Here is a 20,983-nt window from a genome sequence, read left to right as displayed (position 1 = left end):
TAAAAATAGGTTATTTGATTTTTAAATTGTATCTTTGCCCCGAATTGCAAATGAGTAAAAAAAATGAGTAAAGGACCTATTTCACAATTTATAGAGAAGAATTTTTTGCATTTTAATGCAGCGGCTTTGGTTGATGCGGCAAAAGGTTATGAAACCCATCTTTTGGAAGGTGGAAAAATGCTGGTTTCATTGGCGGGAGCGATGAGTACGGCAGAGCTTGGTATATCGTTGGCAGAGATGATTCGCCAAGGAAAAGTGGATATTATTTCGTGTACGGGTGCCAATTTGGAAGAAGACGTGATGAATCTTGTGGCGCATTCACATTACAAACGCGTACCGAATTACCGAGATCTTACACCACAAGATGAGTGGGAGTTGCTTGAAAATCATTATAATAGAGTAACTGATACTTGTATTCCAGAAGAGGAGGCATTTCGTCGTTTACAAAAGCATTTGGAAGACATTTGGCATAAAGCAGAGAAGAATGGCGAGCGTTATTTTCCGCACGAATTTTTGTACCAAGTCGTAAATTCGGGCGTGTTGAAGCAATATTACGAAATTGACCCTAAAAATTCGTGGATTGTTGCTGCGGCAGAACGAAATTTGCCTATTGTTTGTCCGGGTTGGGAAGATTCAACCACCGGAAATATTTTTGCATCAAATGTCATCAAAGGGAAATTGAAGGCTTCAACCGTGAAATCGGGCATTGAATATATGGTTTACTTAACGGATTGGTACAGAGCTAATTCTGCCGGAAAAGGTGTAGGTTTCTTCCAAATTGGTGGTGGTATTGCCGGTGATTTCCCGATTTGTGTAGTGCCGATGATGTATCAAGATTTGGAATGGGAAGATGTTCCATTTTGGGCGTATTTCTGTCAAATTTCAGATTCTACAACCAGCTACGGGTCGTACTCGGGGGCGGTTCCAAACGAAAAAATCACTTGGGGAAAATTGGATATTAACACACCGAAATACATCGTAGAGTCAGATGCTACTATCGTAGCACCCCTTATTTTCGCCTATATTTTAGGACAATAATTAAGCAGGAAGGTTTAGTTTTTCATATTTATAATTTTTTAAGATGAATGTGAAAGAGCCGTTCGGAAATCCGAACGGCTCTTTTCCGTTTTATGATTAGTTGTTTATACAAAATAAAACAACAAACGATATTAAAGTTTTTCGATAATTTGTTTGGCGATACGCAAGGCTTCGGTGCCTTGTTCAAGGGTAACAATAGGTGTTGTGTTGTTGTTTATGGCATCGGCAAAAGATTCCAACTCGTCTAAAATGGCATTATTAGCTTGAATTTCAGGGTTTTCAAAGTAGATTTGCTTTCTTTCTCCTTCGGCATTTTGCAGAATCATATCAAAGTCGCCCGGCGTTTCGGGGGCGTCTTTCATTTTAACGACTTCTACCTTTTTTTCAAGAAAATCTACCGAAATATAGGCATCTTTTTGAAAAAAGCGCGATTTTCGCATATTTTTCAATGAAATTCGGCTCGCGGTCAGGTTAGCCACACAACCATTTTCAAATTCAATACGGGCGTTTGCAATATCGGGTGATTGACTGATAACGAGCGTTCCACTGGCAGAAATATGTTTTACATTTGATTTTACTACATTGAGAATCACGTCAATATCGTGAATCATTAAATCCAGTACAACGGGAACATCCGTACCACGTGGGTTAAATTCAGCCAAACGATGTGCCTCAATGAACATTGGGTTTGTAATTTGTTCTTTTACGGCTAAAAAAGCAGGGTTAAAACGCTCAACGTGACCTACTTGCCCTTTGACGTTGTATTTTTTTGCCAAAGTGATGATTTGTTCGGCTTCGTCAATGGTGTTGGCAATGGGTTTTTCGATAAACAAATGTTTTTTGCGGGTAATGATTTTTTCGGCACACTCAAAATGGTTTAGGGTAGGGGTAACCACATCAATCATATCACAAGAATCAATAAGTTCATCAATCGTTTTAAAATATTGATAACCAAACTCTTCACTTACTTTTTTAGCAATTTCTTGATTGGGGTCATAAAATCCGACAAGGTCATATTTTTCAGATTGTTGTAACAATCGCAAGTGAATTTTTCCCAAATGTCCCGCTCCTAAAACACCGGCTTTTAATTTCATTGTTTTCAATTTTGTTAAATAGTGAGCAAAGATACAAAAATTAAAAGTATCCTGAGTTATTTTACTAAAAAAGAGTAGCTCAAATCTGTGAACTACTCTTTTTTCTTTCTTATTTATGATGTTTTATTGTACTGTTATTGAAATAGTTATCGTTTTGTTGTTGTGATTATCTTTGATAGTAACGGTTGATGTTCCGGCTTTTTTTGCATTGATGTCAAGATGCCAAATTTGATTTTCATCCGGATAAGGGCGACCAAATTCAGCTGTTGCCACTCCCGCATCGGAATTTGTTACATTTATGTTGTTACTTCCAAAAAAAGAAACACTTGCATATCCGCCTACGGAAAGGTTAATTTTATCTGAACCAACAAGAGCTAAATCAGCTGCTTTTTTCACGGTAACATTTACCGTAATTGTGGTGTCACCGTCAGAAATGTCAACAGTAGTTTTGCCGGGTGAAATACCTTTGATAACAATCCCCTGTGTGCCGTACATATCTTCACCGATGCTTGCTGTGGCTATACTTGGGTCTTTTGAGATAAATGTTGTTGGTGAACCGGCATATTCAATTGCCTCATTTCCGGTTTCAAAAATTGTGAGGCTATTGCCCCCTAAACTTAATTGCTCCACAACCTTCACTGTAATTTCTTTTGTTTGATTGCTTTGCGTGTCTTTAACGGTAATAGTGGTTGTTCCTTCTTTGATGCCATTAATGGTAATGGTTTGATTTTCACGGGAGGCAGTTGCAATGCTTTCATTGGAAGAAGTAACTTCGTATTGACCTGAACCTGAGGTTATTGTAACTGTTTTGCTTGTGTTTTTGGTAACGACAAGTTCACTGACAGAAGAACCTAAATCGGGTTGTTCCACAACGACATCAACCATTACGGTTTTGTTTGTTTTGGTGTCGGTAATCGTGATTTTTGACTTTCCTGCTTTTTGCGCAACGATTTTCAGGGTGTTATTTTCGTGAGTAACCATAACATTATCATTATCAGCCACAACTTTATAAGAGCCTGTTCCTGATTTAATTACGATGGTTTTTTCGGCTCCGATTTTTAGGGTTACGGGCTGTTGCAGGTCTTCCAAAGCGATTAAGGCATCTACCATTACGTTGATTGTGAGCGATTTATTCTTGGAGTCGCTTAGGGTAATTTTGGCAGTTCCTGCTTTTTTGGCTTCAACGGAAACGGTATTGTCTTTTACGGTAGCGGTTGCCACTTTGTCATCAGACGATGCAACTTTGTACGCTCCGTTTCCGGAAGTGATTTTAACTGATTTGCTTTCTTTTTCGGTGATAATCAGTTCAGTAGCTTCGGTTTTAAGCTCATTGATTACTTCTGTGGGTGTTTCGTTGTCTTTTCCGCAACCTACGGCTATCAAAAACAAGGCTAACACGCCATACATAAATTTAAAATTTTTCATTGTTGAATATATTTATATGTTAGTAAAATGAAGTGCAAATATAGTTATTTAGACTGAATAAATGTAGTTGTTTTTATAATTTTTTTAAGTAAAATTGTATTATGCTGAAAATTAGTTTTTTGCTGAAATAATCCACAAAAAAATAAAACGCTCTATTCAAATAGAGCGTTTTTTAGTATTATATTATTATCATATAGACGCAACGATTTATTCATCACCTTCTTCCTCTTCTACGATAATTTTGATTGTTTTGCTAATGTTGGTTGAATTTTGAGTGATGGTAATTGTTGTTTCTCCCGCTTTAAGTCCTTTAATATCAACATATGTATAAAGACTATTGCCACCAGTATTTTCAATATCTCCGATTTGTGCAATTTCCGGATTCGCTACCGCAAACGTGTATTTACCGCTTCCTGTTATCGTTATGGTTTGGATTTCATCAATAAGTGTAGTTAATTCATTTTCATTTATAGTCATATTGACCACCGGTAGTACGGTTATATTGACGTTAATTGTTGTTGTACCATCGGAAACCCTAACGATTGTCGTTCCTTGTTTTTTACCTCTAAAAAATATATAGTTATCGTCACCCATCTTTCCAATACGTTCAAAAACAGCGATTTCCGTATTCTCAGATACGCAAAGTTCAGGAGTGGGCATTCCTGAATTTATTCGAATACCCGCTTCATCTTTAACATAAAGATTTCTCAATGAAGTTCTTTGTAATTCAAGTTTTTCCACAATTTTCACCGTAATTTGTTTTGTTTGATTGCTTTGCGTGTCTTTAACAGTGATGGTGGTTGTTCCTTCTTTGATGCCATTAATGGTAATGGTTTGATTTTCACGAGTAACAGTTGCAATGCTTTCATTGGAAGAAGTAACTTCGTATTGATTTGAACCTGAGGTTATTGTAACTGTTTTGCTTGTGTTTTTGGTAATGACAAGTTCACTGACAGAAACCCCTAAATCGGGTTGTGATACGGTTACGTTAATGATAGCGGTCTTTTTTGTAATGCTATCAGTAACAGTGATTTGTGAATTTCCACCTTTGTTACTTTGGATAATTATTACTTTGTTTTCATTTATTGTTGCCGTTACGTTGTCGTTATTAACAGCAATATCGTAAGTCCCTGAACCTGCGGTTATAGCGATTTCAGTTGAAGTGTTAAGTGCCATTGTTACAGCAGTTTCGGCGATTGCCAAATCAAGATGCTCCACAACCACATCAACCACCAAGGTTTTATTCGTTTTGGTGTCGGTAATCGTGATTTTTGAATTTCCTGCTTTTTTGGCAACGATTTTCAGGGTATTATTTTCGTTCGAAACTGAAATGTTGTCGTTATCAGTCACAACTTTATAAGTACCTGTTCCTGATTTAATTGAGATGGTTTTTTCGGCTCCGATTTTTAGGGTTACGGGCTGTTGCAGGTCTTCCAAAGCGATTAAGGCATCTACCATTACGTTGATTGTGAGCGATTTATTCTTGGAGTCGCTTAGGGTAATTTTGGCAGTTCCTGCTTTTTTGGCTTCAACGGAAACGGTATTGTCTTTTACGGTAGCGGTTGCCACTTTGTCATCAGACGATGCAACTTTGTACGCTCCGTTTCCGGAAGTGATTTTAACTGATTTGCTTTCTTTTTCGGTGATAATCAGTTCAGTAGCTTCGGTTTTAAGCTCATTGATTACTTCTGTGGGTGTTTCGTTGTCTTTTCCGCAACCTACGGCTATCAAAAACAAGGCTAACACGCCATACATAAATTTAAAATTTTTCATTGTTGAATATATTTATATGTTAGTAAAATGAAGTGCAAATATAGTTATTTAGACTGAATAAACATAAAAACAACTGATTTTTTTAAAGGAATTAGGCTTAAAAATAATTAAAATGGTGTTAATTATTTGATTTTTAGTTATTTTATGAAGTTAAAAAAGCGAATCGTTTCTGAATTTCAGAAATGATTCGCTTAATCATAATTTATTATTAGATAATTGTAACCGCTTTTTGATATGCTATTTTTTTTCTTTAAAATATTCATCGAAGACAAGACCTCTTACCTCCACCTCTTTATTGTCTTTGAGGGTACGCACTTTATAACTGATTGCGGCAGCTGAATTGATTAAACTTTCAGGGTTAGGGTCTTTTAAGAAAGAAATAAAGGAATCATAGTTATCAATTTTGTTTGAGTGCCCAATAGGTCCCCCAAGGGCAACAACAGAAATTTTTCCTTTTGTGAACCAGTCTTTAACAACTTTTCTGCGTGAGCCATCTATATCAACATCCACAACTTTCACGACATCTACACTAACCGAGGCATTAAAATAATCAACCACTTCTGAGGCACTGCGTTCTGTTTCAACAAGTAAATAGGCTGCTCTGCCGTACTCAACACTGCTTACATACACAGGTTCGGTATCGCCTACATCTTTAAGTTCACCCCACTGGCTGGCTTCTTTTGGGTCAACGGTTATATTGTACAGCGGTTGATATAGTTTGAGTAACACATAGCTTTTTCCGTTGATGCGAAATTCACTCGGGTCGTAGTTAAATTGAACTTCGACCAATTTTGCCAATACATCAACCCCTACGTGTAAGTGAAATGTTTTGTTAAAACTGCTGATAGAACCTACACTCTCGGAAGCATATTTTAGGTAAGTGGGTGCGTTTTTGTAATCAATTTTTTCATTGTTATCTTTGATAAGGTCATTGATTTTCTGGCGAACGTCGCTCACCGTAGGGAAGGCTTGTTTTTTTACGTCAAGTCCTTTTCCTTGTAATGAGGTGGAAAATGTAATTTCTTTTGGGTTTGAAATTATCAAAGGGTCATATTTTCCTTCTAAAAACGAACTGCCTCGCAACACGCTACCCGGATAAATGATATCACGATTTGTTTCATCAACCAACTGCATAGGGTTCATTAACACTTGTTTGCGCTCGGTTATAAGTTCGTAATTACCAACCGTTTTCCAAGAGCCTGTTGTAGGAACAATTTTTGAAGCTTCTTGGGGAAACTCTACTTTTTTCAGAGCTGCCAACTGAATGGCTACCGGATCGGTGAGGTTGGTAGAACCTCCGTCGTCTTTACTACAAGATGTCACAGCCAAGATTAAACTTGCTACCAATGCTGATTTTAGAATTAAATTTTTCATATGTTAAAAAGTTTAAAGTTTACTTATTCTCGCACGGATATTTTGTCAGTGTAAAATGTTCTGACTTGCACTTCTTTATTGTCTTTGAGTGTTCGTACTTTATAGCCTATTGGTACGGCAGACTCTATCAGTTCTTTGGTAGAAGGCACGTGTAAAAAATCTAAGAATGAGTCTAAATCACGAATAGATTTCCCCCATTTTAAAGGACCGCCAAGGGTCATTACACTCATTTCTTGTGAATTAAAACTTCGGGCATAATCTTCATTGGCGGTTGAACCACCACTCGCCCGTACCAAAAAGCCGGCTTTCAAGGCACCTTCCACTTTTCGGTGAACTTCTTCCGCACTTTGTTTTGTTTTGATGAGCAAGTGAACCACACGACCATAATCCACACTGCTTATGTACACAGGTTCGTAACTGCCTAAATTACTACTGTTCATATCACCCCATTGGTCATAAGGTTTCGGGTCAACCGCCACGTTGTAAAAAAACTGACGAACCTTAATCAATACATACTGTGAACTGTTTGATGATAAGTATGAGTCCTCAAGGTTAAAACTACTTTTAGCTAATCCAAACAGGGTGCTTGCCTTTGCGTGCGTGCGCATTGTTCTGTTAAAACTTGCCGATGTTGTAACACTGTTTGAATAATATTTTAGATAAGTAGGGGTTGCTTCGTGATTGATTTTATCGTCTGTTATCAAATCGTTCATTTGTTTGCGAACGTTGCCCACAGAAGGCAATGCGGTTTTTGTAACTGAAAAACCTTTGCCACGCAATGAAATGGAGATGGTCATTTCTTTGGGATTCGCTATTGCCACAGGGTCAAGATTTCCTTCCAAAAATGAATCACCTCTTAAAATACTACCGGGGTAGATAACATCTAACCCTGAAATGTCAATCAGTTCCACCGGGTCAATAGGAAGTGATTTTTTTACCTCTTTTAAAATTTCCTTTTTTCCGTTTCCTAAATCACGTATCACTTTTGCGCTAACCACTTCACCACTGTTATCGGGAAACGTTATGGGTTTGAGTTCGGCAAGTTTTTCACCGAGGTCATCATTGGTGGGCTTGCTGCAAGCCACTATTGCCATTGCACATAGGCACAGCAACACCACTATGGGGTTAAAAATTTTTGTTTTCATTGGATTGTTTTTTTATTATTTTTCTATTTTTATGTCGTAATAAACAATTTCGAATTTAGGCATATCTTTCACTTTTTTTGTAACTTTCACTTTTTGTATGTGCTCTGGTTTATCGTTGTCAAATAAATCATTCGGAGCTAAAAAGCGAATGTTTCCGAAAAAATCAGGGAAGCCCTCCCGTATCATTCTAATTTTATCTTTTGTTATGATATTGAGAGTGTATTTATATGTTGCACTTTGTTCTGTAAGATATTTGTCTGTTTCTTCTTGACCATCATCAACTTTTAAAAACCAACCTCTGGCAAAAGAGAAAAAACTGTCATCATAGTAGGCACTAATTTTTATGGCATTAAAATTCTCATTTATTTTTATGGAATTGCCTATTTGTTGTTCGTTTTTCCATTTTTGCAGTTCGTAGACATGTTTAAAAGTACCAGCCACTAACGGACGTATGTACAAGTTGTGTTTTCCTTTGCCTGAAAAAGACACGTAGTTAGGCTTGTTTTTTGTAATGGAATCCGTATCGCTCAAATACAAGCCATAATCCTTCCATAATATTTGATGAAAATTATTTCCTTTGCGAACGGGGACTAACCGATATTCTATTTCGTTGTTATCTTCTGTATCTGAAATGATTACTTCATACGGAACATAATCATTAACTTGTATGTTTGATTTGTTTTTGGTTACGTCTGTGAAGTTTTCTCGCATTGTTATTGAGAAATTCGTTTCATCAACCTGCTTGTTACACGAAATAAACATAGCAATCAGCAAGTAAAATTTTAAAAGTTGTGTTAGTTGTTTCATAATCAGTCAGATTCTTTAAATTATAAATCGACTTTAATGTTATAATATTCAATGATATATTCAGAGCCACCTTGTAATTGTTGTCTGATTTTGAGGTGTTTTATAATTCCTCCTAAGGTTGGATTTTCACTAACATACAAAAAATAATTGCGAAATACCGGTTTGAACTCGCCCTCATATTTTTTGTTCGTATTAGTGTGTAGTTCATACCATTGGCTACTCTCTGTCGGCAAGTCAAAATAGGTGTCTGTATCTTCATCTCCATCATTAATCTTGAAATAAAATCTTTCCCCTGATAAGCGATAGAATTGTTTCCCAATTTCAATTTTCACCGCATTAAATATGGTGTTTAATTTGACTTTTTCACCTGCCTCTTTACCGTTTACTAATTTTTGCAAATAATATGTATGCTTAAAAGTTCCGGGTACGTAAGGACGTATGTAAAAAGTATGCTCACCCTGTTTGTAAAACGATATGTATTTTTTGGTTACGTCAGGAGGCGTTTTATCATCAGATGAGAGGTGCAACCCAAAATCTTTCCAAATAGTTTGATGATAGGGCTGGTCTTCACGTACTGAAATCAATCGGTATTCTACATTTTCTTCTTTTTGACTGTCATCAATAACGATAGTGTAGGGAATATAATCTTCTACCTGTATGTTGCGTTCATTTTTCAGCGGGTCTGTAAAATTTTGGCTTATTACAGCGCTGAATCTATCAGGGGCGTCATCTTTTTTACTACACGAAACTACTGCTGCAATGACCATCACAACAAGCCCCATTACCGAAGTGTGTTTTAAATTTTTTTTCATAACTAATAGTGCTTAGGATATTTCACTGCAAAGTAAAAAAAAAAAAAATGAAGTATGCAAATTATTTTAAAACTTTTTTTGAAAAAATAAAATTATACTGATAAATGAAACATTTCGATAGCTTAAATAATGTTTTATAGGAAATATTAACGTTTCAATTTTTTTTAATTGTTCTTTTTATAGAATTAAGTTTGTTATATTATCATTTTATTTGTTTTATGTATTACATAATATGGTTTTTATAAGAAGAATCGTAAAAGTTTAGTTAAAAATTATGGACTGAATTATAAAAAATGAAATAGCCAAACTTCTCTGACAGAAAGTTTGGCTATTTCAAAAAAACAAGTCGGTGAGGCAAAAATCAATTTTTAACGCGGCAAAACAACTTTAAATCCCTTACCACGCAGAAAAATTGCTTCTTCCGTTATTTTTTCAACATACAGTGTGTGTGTGCCTTGCCCAATGCCCGCAAACGAGGATTCAAAAGGTGAGAAAGCAAAAGTTAAATCAACATATTCGCCTTGTTTCGGGTTGATGGTCGGACTGATACGAGCTACGATTTTTTTACCGAACAGCCCCTCGGAATATCCTCGGGGTGAGGCACTTTGCGAGAGTAAATAGCCCACATTTTTGCGTTTGACAACCATTTTCGGGTTCAGTTCGTGATAGTAACTGCGGTTTCGGGTGGTGTAAATGCCCAGTTCTTCCACCACGCCTTCGGGTTGTACGCTGATATTCAGTATTTTTTCGCCTTGCCATTGGGGTGAAGAAAACCGAACCGTAGCTTCTCCTTCATATAATGCTTTTATTTCCAGTATGTTATTGCTTCCGTTCCATTTAACGATAACACAACCTTCGGGGTTGTCTTCGGTGATGGTTACTTGGTCGCCACCGCCATTGATACTGATAAATTTGCTTTCGTCCTTCGGATACAACCGAACCGAATCTTGACTCAAACTCAGTTCAGGAGGGATAATATTGATATCCAATCGGGCTTTTTTATCGTGTGAAATGATGGTGGCGAAGGTTTGTCCTTCCAGCAAACCTTTGATTTTTAGCGTGTCTTGATGGATACTGGCTTGAGCAATTTTTGAATTTTCGATATTTACGGCAAATTTTTCATTTCCGCCCGAAAGAACAATTTTGCGTTCGGTCAGCCTATGGATTGAAACTTCGGAAAGCGATGTGGTTTCTTTGCCTATTTTGATATCGGGATAGGTTTTATTTTCTTTATCACAAGCAAAAAAAGCCAAAAAACTGCTTACTATGATATATTTTTTCATTATTTTTCTAATTTTATTGAATATTTAGTTTGTATTGTAATTCCCATTCCCTTGATTCGGTCTCTTTGATATATATTTTGAGTGTTTGTTTACCTTTTTTGGGGAAAGTGAGCGTGTTTTTGTCCGGATTTACGGTTTTTCCGTCAATAAAATACACGATTTGAGTATTTTCGGGTATCAAATCGTTGTAATAAAGAGAAATAGTTTGCGGGCAATTGCCGTTTCGGTTGATGGTTCGTAAATGCGGAATGCGCTCAATGTCCTCTGTTTGGTATGCCATCGACGTGGTTGTGATGCGTTTGGCGGGGCTGTATTGTGAGGTTAAATTTCCTTTCACGGCACGCACTTTCACTTCGTAGGCGGTTTGCGGTTGCAGGTTTTCAATCACCAAACTGTTTTTTTCGGTGCGTATGGGGTCTTTATCGTTAATTACAATGTCCCAAGCGGTGGCATTTGCGCTTTTGCCCCACGAGAGTTCAATTTCCCGTTGAAAGGCATCTGATTGAATGTCATAAGGCGGAGTTAAGTTTCCGGCATCTCCTAAATCTTTCAAAACAAAAGAAATATCATCGAAAAGAAGCGCCCCTGATGAAGCCACCGGAATAAAAAAACCGATGCTCGCCTTAAAAGCACCTGTTGGGGCAGTAATTTCGTAGGTTGCTGGTTGCCAAGTGTTGTTTTTTTCGGAGCGTTCAAGGTTGGTTCTGACCGAAAGCAAGCGGTTGTTTTGGTCATACCAAGTGATGAAGGCATCGCACGAATTGTTTCTGCCTTCGGATTTGCTCCAATATGAAAAGGTGTAACGAGCGCCTTCCTGCACCTGAATGGTGGCAAAATCACCCGCTTTTGAGGTTCTGAACGAAGCTCCCGTGGCATATACTTTGGCGGCATAACGCCCTGATTTTACGTCATCGGTTGCAATTTCCACGTTTAAAAATCGGTCAAAATTCCAAGCTGTAAATCGGTTGCTTTCCACTTGTTCAAAATCGCCGTTTTCCACCAGATTGGTCTGTGCCGTAAGGCTGTGAACAAAGGCGATTAAAAATGCGGTAATGTATCTGTATTTCATCTGAAAATAAGTTTTTTAGTGTTATCGTTTTAAATCGTTTATTGAAATGCCGAATGCTTTTCCGATAGCGCCGGCAATGTTCAGCAGTGAGCCGGCAGTGGTTTCGTCGGCAAGGAGTTGTTGTTGCAGCCACAATCCGTTGCCCGACTGAAATTGATTGAGCAGGTTTTGGCATTCATCGTAGGTCATATAGTGCGTTCCGTCGGGTTTTCGGGTAAATTGTAGGGCATACACCAATCCGATTCCTTTTGAAATAAACACAAAGGCATCGCTTCCGTTGCCTTCTTTGAGATTGGCAATCGTATTACTGCCAATCAGGTAGTTCATAGCTCTTGCTGCCGCTACTTTTGAGAGTTCTTCCCGTATGATTCGGATTTGTTGTTTCATCGCATCATATCGGTAACGTCCCAGTTCAATTCGCCCTTGAACAAAGGCATTGAAAATGGTGCGTTCGCTGTTTTTGAGTATCGGAATTTCGGGGCGGGCGAGGTTTTTCCAGAAGGCATAATACCCGTAAGCCAAATCCCAATGGTGTTCAAGCTCGGTATAATTATGCCCCAATGGCAACACCACGTTTTCGTGATTGGTGCGAAGCGATTCATTGTCAAGTAAATGCTCGTTTAGGTGATAATTGAGAATTTTGTCCAAATAAACGGCACCTTTGAGCATTCCGTCAAAAACTTCGGCTATGACAACGCCTTTTTCGTCGGCAAAGGAGCGGTTGGGGTCGCCAATGCTGAAACCCAAATATCCTGTTTGTCCCGGTGCGGCTTCCCTGCGGCGTAAATTCTGTCCAGATGAAGAACCATAGCCTCCTATTTTTGCCGATGTGTTAATTATCTGCAAAATATCTTGCAAAATTTGCTCACGATTGCCGTTATGCAACGGTGAACGCGCCACTTCTGCTTCGGGTTTGATGTGATACAGCCCGTTTTTATAGTAAGACAGCGCCAAATCGTATGCTACTTGATTGGTTATGGAAGCACTTTTTAAGTAACTGGTGTAGAGTGCATTGATAGGTTCTTCCAACAAGCTGCATTCCAGCACATCAACGCTACTGGTTCCGTTGCGTGAAAAGCTGTATTTGAAAAGCTGCGGTAGGGTGGTGGGGTCAATAAATGCCGATTCCACTGTTTCACCTTCGCCTTTGTTACAGGCAATGACCAAACTCGCAAGCATTAGTATGTATATTTTCTTCATTGTCAATTTATTTTTTTAAGTATTTTGAAAATCCGATAAAATTTTGATTAAGGCAAAATCACGTACTCACAATACGGGTTGCGCAATTGCACCACGCCTTCGTCATTTTGATATTGCTCGGTGCTTAAAATTGGGATACTGAACAGTCCGTCGGTTGAAACGGCTTCAAGGTTGGCTTTTACGTTTGAAAATCGGTTTCCGCGCCCGTTTACCGATAAATAAATTGGGAAGCCTGAAACAACCTCAAACGAGGTGGTGTACTCCTGGCCACTCACAAGCCGATGAAACGCTTCGGGATTGTTGGCAGAGCTTATCACTTTGAGTTTTTTATCCGCCCCGATGAAGCGAACCTCATACGATGAAGTTCCTCCGAAAAGGCTCGGCGCTTCGGTGAAACTGCATTTGAGCGTTACCTTGTAAATGCGTTTATTTTCAAGTTCCACGCCTATGTATTGATAATTGTTTAGCGCTAAATTGGGGTCGCACTGCCTGATGTTCAGGTCTTCGTAGCCGCTTTCGGGTTTTTCGATGCCCTTCCACGGGAAAAGGGCGCCGTAATCTTCTTCGGCGGGGTCATTGTCCTTTTGGTTGCACGAAAAAGCGATTATGGCAAGTGCGATTATACTATATTTTCGTTTCATTATCTTGTTTTTTAATAAGTCATTTTGATGATTTAAAGTTGTGTTTTACTTTTTGTCGAAAATTTCGGCGATAAAGAAAGTAGGTTCACCATTTGGGAATAGGTGTTTGCTTTCGTACATATATCTTTTGCCAATGGGGTCATACACCTTCACCAGTTCGCACACAAAAGTATCACCTTCACGCTTGAAATCATAGAAAATAATGTTGGCGTTGTAACGAAGTCCGGCTCGGAACGATATTCCGTCTTCGGTGCCGACGTACCCCGACCCCAGTCCGGTACTTTCTTTGGGAATATTGGGATAAACCAAATCGGGTTTTTTATTAAATCGGAACAGGTAAAAGCGTTTCACCTTAATATTGTTCAAAAAATGAATGTACGAAGGCAAGCGCGAATCGGTTTTGATTTTCACATCGCTTTCAAAAAAGGTTTTTCCGCTTTGTCGGATGCGGATTTGCGGATTTTTCATCTCATCGAAAAAAAGACGGTTATCGTAGGCCTTTTCAATATGGCTTTTGGTTTCGGCATTGCCCTGCCACGCCTCGGTTGAGGGTAGTTTTTCCAAAACGATGTACTCACGGGCGGGTTCTAAACTTTTTGAGGTTCTGAACAGCAAATTCTGCCGAAAATCCTTTCCGACGTACAAAAAATCCGAAGCGCCTTCAAATTTGTCGTTTACCAATCGGTGCAAGTAGTTGTAGGTTGTGAAACTGAGTTGCGTGAAGGAGTTCTGCTTCACTTCAAACAGACTTTCTTTCGGCTCTTTTACCGAATTTTCATCGTAATCCGAAAGCATTTGCAACCTTCCGTCTTCGTTAAATTTCACCAGAAAGTAATGTCCGCCATAACCGTACAAACTCCTGAAATCACCCAGACTTTCAATTACTTCATCTTTGTTAGAAAATAAAAGCGAATCTGTTTTTGAGAAATAAATCATCTTCCAGCCGTTGGGGGCTTGGGTAAGTTCGTGCCGAAGTGCCGAAATATGAGCTGCATTGCGCTGCGAGGGCGATTGCTCAAAGTTATTCGCCTCGGATTGACACGAAAAGCATATAATTGCGCAAATAAATGCAGTGATGTAGCCTTTTTTCATACGTAATTTTATTTATTGTTTAAGGATTTAATGCGTTGTATACTAATTATTTGCATACGGTCAAGGTTAATGCCGATTTCTTTTTTGAAATAATCATACACCATATCTTTTTTTCGGCTGATGGCATTGAACGCTGCTTGGGCTTCTTGGTTGTTTCGTTCTTGTACTTCGGGGTTCGGGTCGCGGTCGGGCGTTTTGGCGATGGTCAGGGCTTGGTCAATTTCACTTTTGGTGTGGGTTAGCGTGGCGCTAATGATTTCGGCAAAGTCATCTTCCGGAGACAACGAAGCGTGCAAGGTTAAAAAGCCGTTTTGATGGGCGCGATAGCCTTCGGTAATGACCGTATCGTCGCCACGAATGTCGCAAAAACGTTTGTCAACCCGTATGGCGGGAATGATTCGTCCGGTGCTGAAATACCCGCGTTTCACATTGGCAAAATCAGCATCGGAGGCGATAATGTAAATAAACTCATCAAGGTTGCTGCCTCTGCAATCCGATATTTTTCGGATATAATTCGATTCGATGTCCCTGCGTTTGATGATGTTTTGCGTGCTGTAAACATACTTTTGTTGGCTGATACGTGAAAACGCATCGCGCTCATACGGATACAGTTCCAATAGGCGTTTGGCAAACTGATGGTGAACACTTCGCATCAAGATGAAAACATCGGCAAAGTCTTTCTTTTGAAAGGCGTTTACGTTGTAAAGGTGCATTTCAATTGCGGGCGCTTCGGCATTGCTGATGCGTTCCACACCGTTGGCATCGAGGTTTGCCCCGCCGTACATATAGATTTTCACGGGTGCTTTGCCTTTGAAAAAATCGTTTCCGCCCATATTGGGGAGCGTATAGGTTTCAAGCCAAAGGTATTTGATGGTTTCCAAAACGTCTTTTACCTTATCCGTTTGGGGCGGAAAAAGATGCTCGCCGTTTGGGGCTTTGGTTTTGTCCCAGCGGTATTCAACCGAAATGCCGTAGGGCTTGACAAAGGCTTGTTCGATGTATGTATCCAACTCGGTAAGGGTCTGCGTAATGGTGTTATCGTCCACCACGCTGCGGTCAGCGAGTTTTTCTTTTGAACAGCCCAAAAGCAGACTTAGTAAGATTAAAAAATAGATTTTTTTCATCGTATTTTAATTTTATCAACTGTGATTTTCGTGTTTTTTAGGTTTTTCCAGACTTTGTCAAAGTTCTAAAATTTTGACAAAGTTAAAACCAATTGCTCATTGTTTTTCTATCTCGGGTTTGCTTCCAATCCGCGGTTGATGGCTTCGGCAGGGATTTGCAACAGCTTGCGCGGGTCTTCCTTCCGAAGGGGCAAATAATTGCTGCTGCGCGAATCGCGTGAAACCGGAATATAAAACCGACGAATGTCAAACCAGCGCAGCCCTTCGTGCAAGAATTCCTTCTGGCGCAAGTCCGAAAAGATTTTAATCAAAGCCAATTGCTTGATGGTAAGCCCGTAAAATGGCGTGTAAATGTCGTAATAACTGTTGCTTATCGATGTGAAGGTATCGCGCGGACACGAAAGATTGATGCCGAACTTGCCCCGCAGGTAATCAAAAAGGTCGTCAAGTGATTTGTCGTATTCGCTAAGCATTGCATAGGCTTCCATTCGGTTGAGGAGCACCTCATCAGCGGTGAAAAGCACATTGGTTACATATAAATCGCGCGGACGCGTACCGGTGGAACCCAAAAGCGAAAGTTCGTCAAACTTGGCGATATACCTTCCGTCTCGGATACCGTTTTCCGAATCTAAAAACAAATAAAACGGAGCAAAAACCAAGTTTCTTCCCGGGTCGCCACAACCATCAACGCCTCGCCGGTCAAAAATTTCACGAACGGAATTGCGCGTAACGCCATACTTCTCGCGGGGGAGATTGCGCGCCCAACGCGATTCGGTGGTGGTGAGCAGTAGGTTAGCCGCTTCGTTGGTATCGGTGTATTTGGCAAAGAGGGAACGGCGGTTAAACGAAAGCTCCCGCTCGTAGGCATTCCATTTGCGAAGCGTTTGCTTGGGGTCAGCACCCAATACATAGTTGGCGTACTCGATAACCAAATCCCATTCGCCCCTCATCAAATAGAAGCGTGAAGCAAACGCATAGGCAGCCTTTTTATTGAAGTGGAATTTTGGTTTTTTGTAATAATTATCGTCCACCAACGAAATGCCGAGCTTTAAATCGGTTTCAATTTTGTTGTAAACCTCGGCTACGGTGCTTCTTTCATAATCCACCAAGGCGTGTTTTTCGGGTTTGGTCAGATACGGAATGCCGGGGCTTTGTCGGGAGCGCTCGGTGCCGTAGGGTTCTGCCCAGATATTGACCAACATAAAGTGGAGATAGGCTCTGAGCAAAAAGGCTTCGCCGTACAGCGCTTTGATGCGGTTGGTTTTGGGATAGGCGGCAAGCAATTCCAACGCTTTGTTGGCTTGTGCGATACCCGCATAGCACGCATTCCAGTAGTTTAGGGGGGTGTCTAAATCTTCTTGGTCATAATCTTCCCAGAAGAACATCACTTCGTTCAGGCGGGAGTGTTCCCCGCCACTGCGTTCGGCAACATTGTCGGTACGTGCTTCCAAAAACGGAAAATAACTGGCTTGCGGATATGCGCCGGTGAGTAGTTCCGCTATTTTTTCTTCCGAATCGATGGCAACATTTAACGACGAGTCAGGTTCTTTCTCTAAAAATCCCTGACACGATGCCAAAAATGCACTTAATAAGGTTATTTTTATGATTGATTTCATTACAATATGGTTATTTATGTCGATTTATGGTTGTTTTTACATCCCCCTGTCCCCTTCAAAGGGGGATTAGAGTTGTAAATGATGTTCTTTTTAGCTTTGTCAAAGTTTTTAAACTTTGACAAAGCTTGAAAACGCTTGTTTTCTCCTTTTTGCTAGTTGCCCGAGTCTTCGGAACACGTGTTTTGAGCCTTTTGCTATTTGCCCGAAGGTTCAAAACGCTTGTTTTCTCCTTTTTGCTAGTTGCCCGAAGGTCCAAAACACGTGTTTTCTTGTTTTAACTAAACAATTGAAAGCTCAAAACGTATGTTTTTTATTTAAATTGTTTGTTTTTTACATTCCCCCGCCCCTTTCAAAAGGGGATTAGGGGTGTAAATGGTCTTCTTTTTAGCTTTGTCAAAGTTTTAGAACTTTAACAAAGCTTGAAAACGCTTCTTTTCTCCTTTTTTAAGTTCTTACAAAGGCTTGGAACGGTTGTTTTTTATCCAATATTGTTTGTTTTTTACATTCCTTTACTTTTTTCAAAGGAGATTAGGGTTGTAAATTATATTTCTTTACCCCGATTAAGGTTCGAAAACTTTGGCGGAGGTAGAGACGCTACATATTATTCAAAATAAGCCCGTACTTTTGGAGCGACTTCTTTTCCGAACAGCTCAATGGCTTTTAACACATCGGCGTGCGGGAGTGAACCAATCGGAATGTGAAGCATAAAACGGTCTAACTGTAAGTTTTCTACCGTTTTGATGATTTTGCCGGCTACCACCTCGGGGTCGCCTACAAACATAGCTCCGTATTCACTTACCGACCCCATATATTGCTCTTTGGTGAGCGGTTGCCAGTGTGCGCGGTCTTTTGAGATGGCATCGACTAACTGTTTGGTGGGGTAGAAGTACTGGTCAATGGCTTTTTGGTTATCTTCGGCAATAAATCCCCACGAGTGGGAAGCTACTTTGAGTTGCTCGTCGGTATGCCCCCATTGTTTTCCGATTTGGCGGTATCGTTCAATGAGTGGTTTAAAGGCGCGTGGCTCACCGCCGATAATGGCAAAGGCTATGGGCAGTCCCATTTTGGCAGTGCGTACTGCTGTTTCGGGGCTTCCGCCGGTGGCAACCCAAACAGGAAGTGTTTCTTGCACGGCACGCGGGTAAACCCCTTTACCATCAACCGAATGCGTGAGGCGACCTTCCCAAGTGAGTAATTCATTGGAACGAATCTCCAAAAGCATATCCAGTTTTTCGTGGAAAAGTCCGTAATAATCGTCCAAACTATATCCGAACAACGGAAACGATTCAATAAATGAGCCTTTTCCGACCATAATTTCGGCACGTCCGTTTGAGAGTGCGTCAAGTGTGGCGAAGTTTTGGTAAATGCGAATGGGGTCGGACGATGACAGCACGGTAACGGCACTCGACAGCCGTATGTTTTTGGTATTCACGGCGCCGGCAGCCAAAACCATTTCGGGTACGGATACGGCAAAGTCTGCCCGATGGTGTTCCCCGATGGCGTAGATGTCCAGCCCCACGCGGTCAGCCAATTCTATTTCTTCTACTAAATTCTGAATGCGTTCGGCGTGCGAAATGGCTTTGCCGGTGCTTTCAAGCGGTGTGGTTTCACCAAAAGTGGTGATTCCTAATTCAAGTTTTCTTTTCATTTAATATGTAATTAATTATGATTTCAATTGTTTTTTTGTTGGGTTGCTGTGTTTTGTTTTTTACATCCCCCTGCCCCCTTCAAAGGGGGAGTGTGGGTCACACAGCCGTTGTATTTATTTATTGGGTTGTTGTATTTTGTTTTTTTACATCCCCCTGCCCCCTTCAAAGGGGGATTTGGTGAGTGCTTACTTTAAGGTTTAGTCTTTTTTCATTATTAATTGTATTCTATTTATCTTTTCCGTAAAATAGAAATATATCCTTTACTGATTCCCCCTTTGAAGGGGGCAAGGGGGATGTTATTATAAATTTTCCTGTTCAATTTTTAATTCTTCGATTTTTTCTTCAAGTGACAAAATAACACTAAGCATATTGTATTTTACTTCTTGATTTGAAAAGCGAATAAACGTAATGCCATATTTTTCGATTTCTCCTTGTCGTTTAGCATCTTCCAGATACTGAAAGTCGTGAATATTTCCATCTATTTCGATAGCTAACATTAGTTCGTGACAATAAAAGTCTACTATATATTCAAGGATAGGTACCTGCCGATGAAATTCAACTCCGAGAGCCTTATTTTTTATTTGTTTCCATAATAATACTTCACTGAGTGTGCTGTTTTTTCGCAAATATCTTGCAAAATCTTTTAGTTTGGGGTTATATGGGATTATTTTGTTTCTCATATTTTTAATATTTATTTTTCTTTTTTAGGTTTGGTGTATTTTGTTTTTTTACATCCCCCTGCCCCCTTCAAAGGGGGATTTGGTGAGAGTTTACTTTAAGGTTTAGTCTTTTTTCATTATTGATTGTATTCTATTTATCTTTTCCGTAAGATAGGAAAATATCCTTTACTGATTCCCCCTTTGAAGGGAACGGGAGGATATTCGTAATGTATTTTTACTTTCGTCATTTTTTAATTAGGAAAATATCCTTTACTCATTCCCCCTTTGAAGGGGGCAAGGGGGATGTCCACTTGTGTAAATGCCCGAACCCTCAAAACGTGTGTTTTATTGTTTCGGGCATTTGCCCGAAGGCTTAAAATCTATGCTTTTTGGTTTTTTAGTTTTGTAAACGATATTCTTTTTGGCTTTGTCAAATTTTTTAAACTTTGACAAAGCTTGGAAATACAAATTTTCTCTTTTTTGACAAATGCCCAAAAGCTTGAGACAAATGTTTTTTTACTTTTTTTGTTTGTAAAAATGCTTGTTCGTCGTGTTTTTTTAGTTAAAAACCAGCATTTACCGTTAATGTAAACTGTTTCGGCGTTGGCAATGATACCCCGCCCGAGCGGTAATACTCGGGGTCTTGTCCTTTAAGACGACTATCGGAATAAATCAAAAACGGATTGGTAAGTTGCCCCCGTAAATTGATGGTTTTCATTCCGAATTTCTTGGCAATTTGTTGCGAAAGGGTATATGCCAACGATATGTTTTTCATACGGATAAAACTCCCGTCTGCCACACGGTTTTGTGAGTAATTATAGGTGTTGTAAGCCCTTTCGATGTTCTCCTGACCAATAAGGCGAATCAAATCTTGCGAGGGCAAAACGGGTACTTCGGTATGCCACTCATCACCGGGTTGCAACCATCGGTTGTAATATTCGGTTGAAAAAACATTCAGGTCGGCAAAAGCGGGGTCAAATGACGGGTTGAGCCGAATTTTGTTGCCTGCTTGTGCCGTGATGAAAAATGAAAACTCCCAATTCTTATACTGAAAGGTATTCGACAGCCCCGCATTGGTATTCGGTTCAATCGACCCGTGGTAAATCAAATACGATTTGGAGTATTGTGCATCAAGGAAGTCCGCCCCTGCGATGTTTCCGTATGCGCGGTTATTGAGCGGAT

Annotated in this window: 17 protein-coding genes and 1 pseudogene; 1 reads left to right on the top strand and 17 read right to left on the bottom strand. The window is 39.7% G+C overall.

Annotated elements, in window-relative coordinates:
• Positions 1-63 precede the first annotated feature (63 nt).
• On the top strand, positions 64-1,038 hold the full coding sequence (locus Q4D72_RS02395) for a deoxyhypusine synthase family protein (protein WP_303075820.1): 975 nt from the start codon (positions 64-66) through the stop codon (positions 1,036-1,038).
• A 131-nt stretch (positions 1,039-1,169) separates the two neighbouring features.
• Here the strand turns inward: Q4D72_RS02395 and Q4D72_RS02390 are convergent, their stop codons facing one another.
• The 17 genes and pseudogenes from Q4D72_RS02390 to Q4D72_RS02310 all read right to left on the bottom strand — a co-directional run.
• Positions 1,170-2,132: a Gfo/Idh/MocA family protein gene (locus Q4D72_RS02390; protein WP_303075819.1), complete on the bottom strand. Its 963-nt coding sequence runs from the start codon at positions 2,130-2,132 to the stop codon at positions 1,170-1,172.
• 123 nt (positions 2,133-2,255) lie between these two features.
• On the bottom strand, positions 2,256-3,557 hold the full coding sequence (locus Q4D72_RS02385) for a pilus assembly protein N-terminal domain-containing protein (protein WP_303075818.1): 1,302 nt from the start codon (positions 3,555-3,557) through the stop codon (positions 2,256-2,258).
• A gap of 207 nt (positions 3,558-3,764) precedes the next feature.
• Positions 3,765-5,330: a pilus assembly protein N-terminal domain-containing protein gene (locus tag Q4D72_RS02380; RefSeq protein WP_303075817.1), complete on the bottom strand. Its 1,566-nt coding sequence runs from the start codon at positions 5,328-5,330 to the stop codon at positions 3,765-3,767.
• A 237-nt stretch (positions 5,331-5,567) separates the two neighbouring features.
• The gene (locus tag Q4D72_RS02375; RefSeq protein ID WP_303075816.1) at positions 5,568-6,704 is read right to left on the bottom strand and encodes a thiol-activated cytolysin family protein; all 1,137 of its coding nucleotides are present in this window, start codon (positions 6,702-6,704) and stop codon (positions 5,568-5,570) included.
• A 23-nt stretch (positions 6,705-6,727) separates the two neighbouring features.
• Positions 6,728-7,849, bottom strand: coding sequence for a thiol-activated cytolysin family protein (locus tag Q4D72_RS02370; protein ID WP_303075815.1), 1,122 nt, complete (start codon positions 7,847-7,849; stop codon positions 6,728-6,730).
• Between the two features lie 15 nt (positions 7,850-7,864).
• Positions 7,865-8,656 carry a hypothetical protein gene (locus Q4D72_RS02365; protein ID WP_303075814.1) on the bottom strand — a complete coding sequence of 264 codons (792 nt, stop codon included), beginning with the start codon at positions 8,654-8,656 and terminating at the stop codon, positions 7,865-7,867.
• 20 nt (positions 8,657-8,676) lie between these two features.
• Entirely contained in the window at positions 8,677-9,468 is a 792-nt protein-coding gene (locus Q4D72_RS02360) for a hypothetical protein (protein ID WP_303075813.1), read from the bottom strand.
• A 368-nt stretch (positions 9,469-9,836) separates the two neighbouring features.
• On the bottom strand, positions 9,837-10,751 hold the full coding sequence (locus Q4D72_RS02355) for a hypothetical protein (RefSeq protein WP_303075812.1): 915 nt from the start codon (positions 10,749-10,751) through the stop codon (positions 9,837-9,839).
• A 13-nt stretch (positions 10,752-10,764) separates the two neighbouring features.
• Positions 10,765-11,820: a fibronectin type III domain-containing protein gene (locus Q4D72_RS02350; protein WP_303075811.1), complete on the bottom strand. Its 1,056-nt coding sequence runs from the start codon at positions 11,818-11,820 to the stop codon at positions 10,765-10,767.
• 21 nt (positions 11,821-11,841) lie between these two features.
• Positions 11,842-13,020 (bottom strand): DUF4856 domain-containing protein, encoded by a 1,179-nt coding sequence (locus Q4D72_RS02345; RefSeq protein ID WP_303075810.1) that lies wholly within the window; start codon positions 13,018-13,020, stop codon positions 11,842-11,844.
• 47 nt (positions 13,021-13,067) lie between these two features.
• A complete protein-coding gene (locus Q4D72_RS02340; RefSeq protein ID WP_303075809.1) occupies positions 13,068-13,661 on the bottom strand; it encodes a hypothetical protein in 594 nt (197 codons plus the stop codon).
• Between the two features lie 45 nt (positions 13,662-13,706).
• A complete protein-coding gene (locus Q4D72_RS02335; protein WP_303075808.1) occupies positions 13,707-14,753 on the bottom strand; it encodes a DUF4302 domain-containing protein in 1,047 nt (348 codons plus the stop codon).
• 8 nt (positions 14,754-14,761) lie between these two features.
• The gene (locus tag Q4D72_RS02330) at positions 14,762-15,877 is read right to left on the bottom strand and encodes a putative zinc-binding metallopeptidase (protein WP_303075807.1); all 1,116 of its coding nucleotides are present in this window, start codon (positions 15,875-15,877) and stop codon (positions 14,762-14,764) included.
• A 107-nt stretch (positions 15,878-15,984) separates the two neighbouring features.
• Complete coding sequence (locus tag Q4D72_RS02325; RefSeq protein ID WP_303075806.1) at positions 15,985-17,493, bottom strand: RagB/SusD family nutrient uptake outer membrane protein; 1,509 nt, start codon at positions 17,491-17,493, stop codon at positions 15,985-15,987.
• Between the two features lie 601 nt (positions 17,494-18,094).
• Entirely contained in the window at positions 18,095-19,141 is a 1,047-nt protein-coding gene (locus Q4D72_RS02320) for an LLM class flavin-dependent oxidoreductase (protein ID WP_303075805.1), read from the bottom strand.
• A 300-nt stretch (positions 19,142-19,441) separates the two neighbouring features.
• Positions 19,442-19,822, bottom strand: a complete 381-nt coding sequence (locus Q4D72_RS02315; protein ID WP_303075804.1) for an endonuclease domain-containing protein — start codon at positions 19,820-19,822, stop codon at positions 19,442-19,444.
• A 541-nt stretch (positions 19,823-20,363) separates the two neighbouring features.
• Positions 20,364-20,983 (bottom strand): annotated as a pseudogene (locus tag Q4D72_RS02310) (SusC/RagA family TonB-linked outer membrane protein); the annotation flags it as partial.

It is taken from the genome of Capnocytophaga sp. (assembly GCF_030532915.1).
Taxonomy (GTDB): domain Bacteria; phylum Bacteroidota; class Bacteroidia; order Flavobacteriales; family Flavobacteriaceae; genus Capnocytophaga.
Note: the sequence above shows the minus strand (reverse complement) of the source record. Positions and strands in the feature narration are given on the sequence as shown.

Excerpts from the sequence above, each read along its gene's own strand:
- Q4D72_RS02335 (WP_303075808.1), bottom strand. The coding sequence starts at position 14,753 with ATGAAAAAAGGCTACATCACTGCATTTATTTGCGCAATTATATGCTTT.
- Q4D72_RS02360 (WP_303075813.1), bottom strand. The coding sequence starts at position 9,468 with ATGAAAAAAAATTTAAAACACACTTCGGTAATGGGGCTTGTTGTGATG.
- Q4D72_RS02350 (WP_303075811.1), bottom strand. The coding sequence starts at position 11,820 with ATGAAATACAGATACATTACCGCATTTTTAATCGCCTTTGTTCACAGC.
- Q4D72_RS02330 (WP_303075807.1), bottom strand. The coding sequence starts at position 15,877 with ATGAAAAAAATCTATTTTTTAATCTTACTAAGTCTGCTTTTGGGCTGT.
- Q4D72_RS02385 (WP_303075818.1), bottom strand. The coding sequence starts at position 3,557 with ATGAAAAATTTTAAATTTATGTATGGCGTGTTAGCCTTGTTTTTGATA.
- Q4D72_RS02375 (WP_303075816.1), bottom strand. The coding sequence starts at position 6,704 with ATGAAAAATTTAATTCTAAAATCAGCATTGGTAGCAAGTTTAATCTTG.
- Q4D72_RS02395 (WP_303075820.1), top strand. The coding sequence starts at position 64 with ATGAGTAAAGGACCTATTTCACAATTTATAGAGAAGAATTTTTTGCAT.
- Q4D72_RS02345 (WP_303075810.1), bottom strand. The coding sequence starts at position 13,020 with ATGAAGAAAATATACATACTAATGCTTGCGAGTTTGGTCATTGCCTGT.
- Q4D72_RS02390 (WP_303075819.1), bottom strand. The coding sequence starts at position 2,132 with ATGAAATTAAAAGCCGGTGTTTTAGGAGCGGGACATTTGGGAAAAATT.
- Q4D72_RS02315 (WP_303075804.1), bottom strand. The coding sequence starts at position 19,822 with ATGAGAAACAAAATAATCCCATATAACCCCAAACTAAAAGATTTTGCA.
- Q4D72_RS02325 (WP_303075806.1), bottom strand. The coding sequence starts at position 17,493 with ATGAAATCAATCATAAAAATAACCTTATTAAGTGCATTTTTGGCATCG.
- Q4D72_RS02380 (WP_303075817.1), bottom strand. The coding sequence starts at position 5,330 with ATGAAAAATTTTAAATTTATGTATGGCGTGTTAGCCTTGTTTTTGATA.
- Q4D72_RS02355 (WP_303075812.1), bottom strand. The coding sequence starts at position 10,751 with ATGAAAAAATATATCATAGTAAGCAGTTTTTTGGCTTTTTTTGCTTGT.
- Q4D72_RS02320 (WP_303075805.1), bottom strand. The coding sequence starts at position 19,141 with ATGAAAAGAAAACTTGAATTAGGAATCACCACTTTTGGTGAAACCACA.
- Q4D72_RS02370 (WP_303075815.1), bottom strand. The coding sequence starts at position 7,849 with ATGAAAACAAAAATTTTTAACCCCATAGTGGTGTTGCTGTGCCTATGT.
- Q4D72_RS02365 (WP_303075814.1), bottom strand. The coding sequence starts at position 8,656 with ATGAAACAACTAACACAACTTTTAAAATTTTACTTGCTGATTGCTATG.
- Q4D72_RS02340 (WP_303075809.1), bottom strand. The coding sequence starts at position 13,661 with ATGAAACGAAAATATAGTATAATCGCACTTGCCATAATCGCTTTTTCG.